Source organism: Streptomyces silaceus, from assembly GCF_001419745.1.
GTDB classification, from domain to species: Bacteria; Actinomycetota; Actinomycetes; order Streptomycetales; family Streptomycetaceae; genus Streptomyces; species Streptomyces silaceus.
On record NZ_LIRJ01000263.1, the window covers coordinates 17,905 to 22,646 of the forward strand.

7 protein-coding genes are annotated in these 4,742 nt (G+C 70.3%); 2 read left to right on the top strand and 5 right to left on the bottom strand.

Features of this window, described 5'->3' with window-relative positions:
- Positions 1-4: 4 nt before the first annotated feature.
- The 3 genes from AOK22_RS23825 to AOK22_RS23835 all read right to left on the bottom strand — a co-directional run bounded on the left by AOK22_RS23825 (position 5) and on the right by AOK22_RS23835 (position 1,878).
- Positions 5-826 carry an isoprenyl transferase gene (locus tag AOK22_RS23825; protein WP_055700752.1) on the bottom strand — a complete coding sequence of 274 codons (822 nt, stop codon included), beginning with the start codon at positions 824-826 and terminating at the stop codon, positions 5-7.
- Between the two features lie 23 nt (positions 827-849).
- Positions 850-1,599, bottom strand: coding sequence for a DNA repair protein RecO (recO, locus tag AOK22_RS23830; RefSeq protein WP_055700753.1), 750 nt, complete (start codon positions 1,597-1,599; stop codon positions 850-852).
- A gap of 63 nt (positions 1,600-1,662) precedes the next feature.
- Complete coding sequence (locus AOK22_RS23835) at positions 1,663-1,878, bottom strand: hypothetical protein (protein ID WP_107102014.1); 216 nt, start codon at positions 1,876-1,878, stop codon at positions 1,663-1,665.
- Between the two features lie 348 nt (positions 1,879-2,226).
- On the opposite strand from AOK22_RS23835, the gene AOK22_RS23840 reads away from it, so the two are divergent.
- Both AOK22_RS23840 and AOK22_RS23845 read left to right on the top strand, forming a co-directional pair.
- Positions 2,227-3,069, top strand: a complete 843-nt coding sequence (locus tag AOK22_RS23840) for a helix-turn-helix domain-containing protein (protein ID WP_055700755.1) — start codon at positions 2,227-2,229, stop codon at positions 3,067-3,069.
- Entirely contained in the window at positions 3,051-3,257 is a 207-nt protein-coding gene (locus AOK22_RS23845; protein WP_055700756.1) for a DUF397 domain-containing protein, read from the top strand. Before AOK22_RS23840 ends, AOK22_RS23845 begins: the two co-directional genes overlap by 19 nt.
- A gap of 26 nt (positions 3,258-3,283) precedes the next feature.
- Here AOK22_RS23845 and AOK22_RS23850 read toward each other — a convergent pair whose 3' ends face one another.
- Entirely contained in the window at positions 3,284-4,084 is an 801-nt protein-coding gene (locus AOK22_RS23850) for an isocitrate lyase/PEP mutase family protein (protein WP_055700757.1), read from the bottom strand.
- 63 nt (positions 4,085-4,147) lie between these two features.
- Positions 4,148-4,621, bottom strand: a complete 474-nt coding sequence (locus tag AOK22_RS23855; protein WP_055700759.1) for a cupin domain-containing protein — start codon at positions 4,619-4,621, stop codon at positions 4,148-4,150.
- Between the last annotated feature and the right edge of the window lie 121 nt (positions 4,622-4,742).

The window sequence follows — 4,742 nt, forward strand, 5'->3', positions numbered from 1 at the left end:
GGGCTCAGCTCTTGGCGATCTGCAGCTCGTTCGGGATCGCCCCGCCGAAGCGGCGGTCGCGCGAGGCGTACTCCAGGCAGGCCCGCCACAGGTCGCGGCGGTCGAAGTCCGGCCACAGCACGTCCTGGAAGACCATCTCGGCGTAGGCGCTCTGCCACAGCAGGTAGTTGGACGTGCGCTGCTCGCCGCTGGGGCGCAGGAACAGGTCCACGTCCGGCATGTCCGGGTAGTACAGGTACTTCGCGAAGGTCTTCTCGCTGACCTTGGACGGGTCGAGCCGGCCCGCCTTCACGTCCTCGGCGAGCGCCTGAGCGGCGTCCGCGATCTCGGCACGGCCGCCGTAGTTCATGCAGAAGTACAGGGTCAGTTTGTCGTTGCCCTTCGTCTGCTCCTGGGAGATCTCCAGCTCCTTGGCGACCGACTTCCACAGCTTGGGCATGCGGCCCACCCAGCGCACCCGGATGCCGAGCTCGTCGAGCTGGTCACGGGTCTTGCGGATGAAGTCGCGGTTGAAGTTCATCAGGAACTTCACCTCGTCCGGCGAGCGCTTCCAGTTCTCGGTGGAGAACGCGTACAGCGAGATCGCGCCGACGCCCATCTCGATGCCGCCCTGGAGCACGTCGAGGACGCGCTCGGCGCCGACCTTGTGCCCCTCGGTGCGCGGCAGCCCGCGCTCCTTCGCCCACCGGCCGTTCCCGTCCATGACGATCGCGACGTGCTTGGGCACCAGCTCGCCGGGGATCTTCGGCGGCTGCGCGCCCGAGGGGTGCGGTTCGGGCGTCGCGTACTCGCGGCGGTTCCGTCCGAGGATTCCGCGTCGTGCCATGGGGGGCTCTCTCCTAGCTGGTTTCAGTTCTTCTCTACGTACCGCAGTGAACGCAGTCCGCGCTCCAAGTGCCAGTGCAGATAGGCCGAAACCAGCCCGCTGCCCTCCCTGGCATGCCGCGCCTCGCAGGCGTCCGCCGTCTCCCAGTCGCCCGTGAGCAGCGCCCCGAGCAGGGTGAGCGCCTCCGCCGACGGCACGACGCTGCCCGGCACCCGGCAGTCGGCGCAAATCGATCCGCCCGCCGCGACCGAGAAGAACCGGTTCGGTCCGGGCATCCCGCACTTCGCGCAGTCGGTGAAACTCGGCGCGTAGCCGTTCACGGCCAGGGAGCGCAGCAGGAAGGCGTCGAGGACGAGGTGGGGCTCGTGCTCACCGCGCGAGAGCACCCGGAGCGCGCCCACCAGCAGCAGATACTGCTGCACGGCGGGCTCGCCCTCGTGGTCGGTGAACCGCTCGGCGGTCTCCAGCATGGCCGTCCCGGCGGTGTACCGGGCGTAGTCGGTGACGATTCCGCCACCGTACGGAGCGATCGTCTCACTCTGCGTGCACAACGGCAGTCCGCGGCCGATCAGTTCGCTCCCCCGCGCGAAGAACTGCACGTCGACGTGGGAGAACGGTTCGAGGCGGGCCCCGAACTTGGACTTGGTCCGCCGCACCCCGCGGGCCACGGCCCGCACACGGCCGTGACCGCGGGTGAGCAGGGTGATGATCCGGTCCGCCTCACCCAGCTTCTGGGTGCGCAGCACGATGCCGTCGTCGCGGAACAGACTCATGGCCCCATTCTCGCGCACGCCACGGGGTGGCCGGGCCCGGGTTCACCTCAGGGGCCCCCGCTCTCAGGGGACCTCGCCCCGGCTGCGCGCGTTCGCGTACGCCGTCGCCGCGCGCAGCCGCTCCGCACTGGTCGCCGTCCGGACGGCCTCGGGGGCGCAGTCCCACTCCCTGCCTCCGCCGTAGGGGCGGAGCTGGACGTAGGGGCCCTCGTGGCCCATGACCCTGCCGACGCGGCCGTTGCGGGTGTCCACGACGTACGAGCCGACGGGGAGGTGCACGGGATGGTTCATGGCTCCCTCCTCAGGGCGGCGGCCAGCCGGGCCGCCTGATCGACGGAACATCCCCCCAATTCGACGCGCGGGCATGGCGCCTCCCTCGCGAGGGCGACGGGGTCGATCCGCAATGACGGCAGCGTAATTCCCGCACGTGCCAGTGCGGTGCGCAATTCGTCCACTGTTTCCTCCGCGTGCTCCACGCAGGCCACCGCATGGGGCCTTTCTCCGGTCGTCACGTGGCTCCCCTTTCCTGTCGGATTTCACTCTTCCCGCCACCACGATGACGGCTTGCGCCTACACTCGGCAGGAGTCTGTCCTCTACAACTGCGGGGCTGCGGAAGGCGGTTGGCCATGGCCAATGGTTCACATGGTTCGAGGCAGGCGGCCTGGGAGTTCTTCGGCGCGGAGCTGAAACGAAGGCGCGAGGACGCGGGGCTGAGTCAGTCGGCCTTGGGGGTGCGGGTTTTCGTTTCGGGGGGATACGTCGGACAGTTCGAACAGGCAATTCGACGTCCACAGTTGGATGTGGCTCAACGTATCGACGAGGCGCTACAAACCGGAGGTTTTTTCGAGCGACTCTGGCGCAAGCTCATCAAAGAACAGCCGTATGAGGAGTATTTCGCGCATGTGGCAGAACTTGAGCGGCTGGCGACCAAGCTTTGCGAGTTCGAGCCAACGTTGGTACCAGGTCTGCTCCAAACCCCCGACTACGCCCGTGCACTCTTCGTCGCAAGCGATCCCTTCGCCACGGACGAACGCATCGAGGAACTGCTCAGGGCCCGCATGGACCGCGCTCCCCTGCTCAAGGGTGCGACTCGCCCCGTGTACTGGTTGATCCTGCACGAGACCGCCCTGTGCGTGCCGGTCGGTGGCCCCGCCGTCATGGCCGACCAACTGAACCACCTCAGCGCGATGGCGCGGGAGCAGCACCTGCTGGTTCAGGTCCTCCCGTTCGCAGTCGGGGCGCACACGAAGATGGGCAAGATGATGAAGCTCATGGAGTTCGAGGACGCCCCACCAACTGTTTATACAGAGGGCGTGTATTCATCGACGCTGCTGGACGATCCAGCAGTGGTGAGGCGCGTCCAAGAGTCCTACGATCTGCTCAGGGCCGCCTCGCTGCCATCAGAGGCGTCCCTGGCCCTGATCGACTCGGTGGCGGAGGACTACAGACGATGCGCGAGTACGACCTGAGCAACGCCCGCTGGCGGAAGAGCAGCTACAGCAGCGGCGACAGCGACAACTGCGTCGAGGTCGCAGACGGAGTCCCCGGCGTCGTCCCCGTGCGGGACAGCAAGAATCCCCAGGGCCCCGCCCTGGTCCTCGGCGCCGGAGCCTGGTCCGCCTTCGTCGGCGGACTCCGCGCCGCTACTGACGACTGACCGCCCGCGTGACCCCCGCCGCGACTCTAGGCGAACGCCTCTGACAGCGCCTGCGTCTCCGCGTACGAGGGGACGTCCGGCGTGCGCGATGGCAGGCCGTCCGCCACCGCCGTGGCCGCCGCCACCGCCGCTCCGAGCGCCGCGCGGAAGAGGAGCGAGCCGCAGCTGACCCGCCGCACGCCCGCCTCGGCGAGGTCCGGCAGGGCGGGCCCGTCGGGCGCGTGGAGGACGTTGAGCGGGGCGTCGAGCCCGGCGGTGAGCGCGGCGACGGCGCGCAGATCCCGCAGTCCCGGCACGAACAGGCCGTCCGCACCGGCCTGTTCGTACGCGGCGAGGCGGTCCTCGGTCCGGGCGGCGCGGCCGTCGTCGCCCGGCAGCCAGTACGTGTCCGTGCGCGCGTTGACGAAGAGCCGGCCGGACACCGCCTCGCACACGGCGTGGAGGATCTCGCACTGGTGGCCGAGGTCCCGCAGTGTGCCGTCCGGGCGCCCGTCCTCGATGTTGACGCCGACGGCGCCCGCGTCGGCCAACTCGGCTACCAGCACGGCGACTTCCTCGGGGCGGTCGCTGAAGCCGCCCTCGACGTCGACGCTGACGAGCGCGTCGAGGCGGGTCAGGCCGTGGGCGAGGCGGAGGGTCTCGGCGCGGGCGGCGCCCGTGCCGTCGGGCAGGCCCGCCGCGGCGGCGACGCCCAGACTGGTCGTGCCGACCGCGCGGAACCCGGCGGCGGCGAGCGCGGCGGCCGAGGCGTGGTCCCAGGCGTTGGGAAGCAGCAGGGGCGCACCGGCGCGGTGCAGGTCGCGGAACTCCTCGTACCGAAGTGTCATGACCCGACGGTAAGGGGGCGACGTTTCGGCGCGGACCGAAGCGTCGCCGCTCATCGGGGAGACTCACCGCCAGGGCCCCGCCGTGGGGACGAAGTGGACGTCGTAGCGGTCCTGCTCGGGCAGCAGGCCGTCGAAGGGCTCCAGGCCGTGCTGGATCCGGCCGAGCGCGCGGAAGTAGCCGAAGCGCTCGACGCCCGGGGTGAGGACCGCGAGCAGTTCGGCCGTGGTGCCGGGCGCGGCGCCGAACGCGTGCGGCATGCGCGGCGGGACGACGACCAGGCCGCCCTCCCCCACGGTCACCGGGTCGCCGTCGAGCAGGAAGTCGACGGCGCCCTCGGTGACGTAGAAGAGTTCGTGCGAGACCGCGTGGAAGTGCGGGCGGGCGCCGTCGGCGCCCTCGCCGAGGGCCAGGGTGTTCGCGCCGAGCGCGCCGCCCGTGCCGCTCGCGTCGGCGAGGAGCCGGAAGCCGCCGCCGTGCGGGAGGGGTACGCGCTCGGCGTCCTCGCCCCTGACGACCAGCGCGTTCGGATCCACCATGTCCACCGCTCCCTTGTCCGTGCCGCGTGCCGGGGTTCATTCGACCCCGGGAAGAAGCCGCGGACCACAGGCGGTTGTCACCCACAGAAATCTCGGATCGAGATGGATCCGGGGCGGGGAC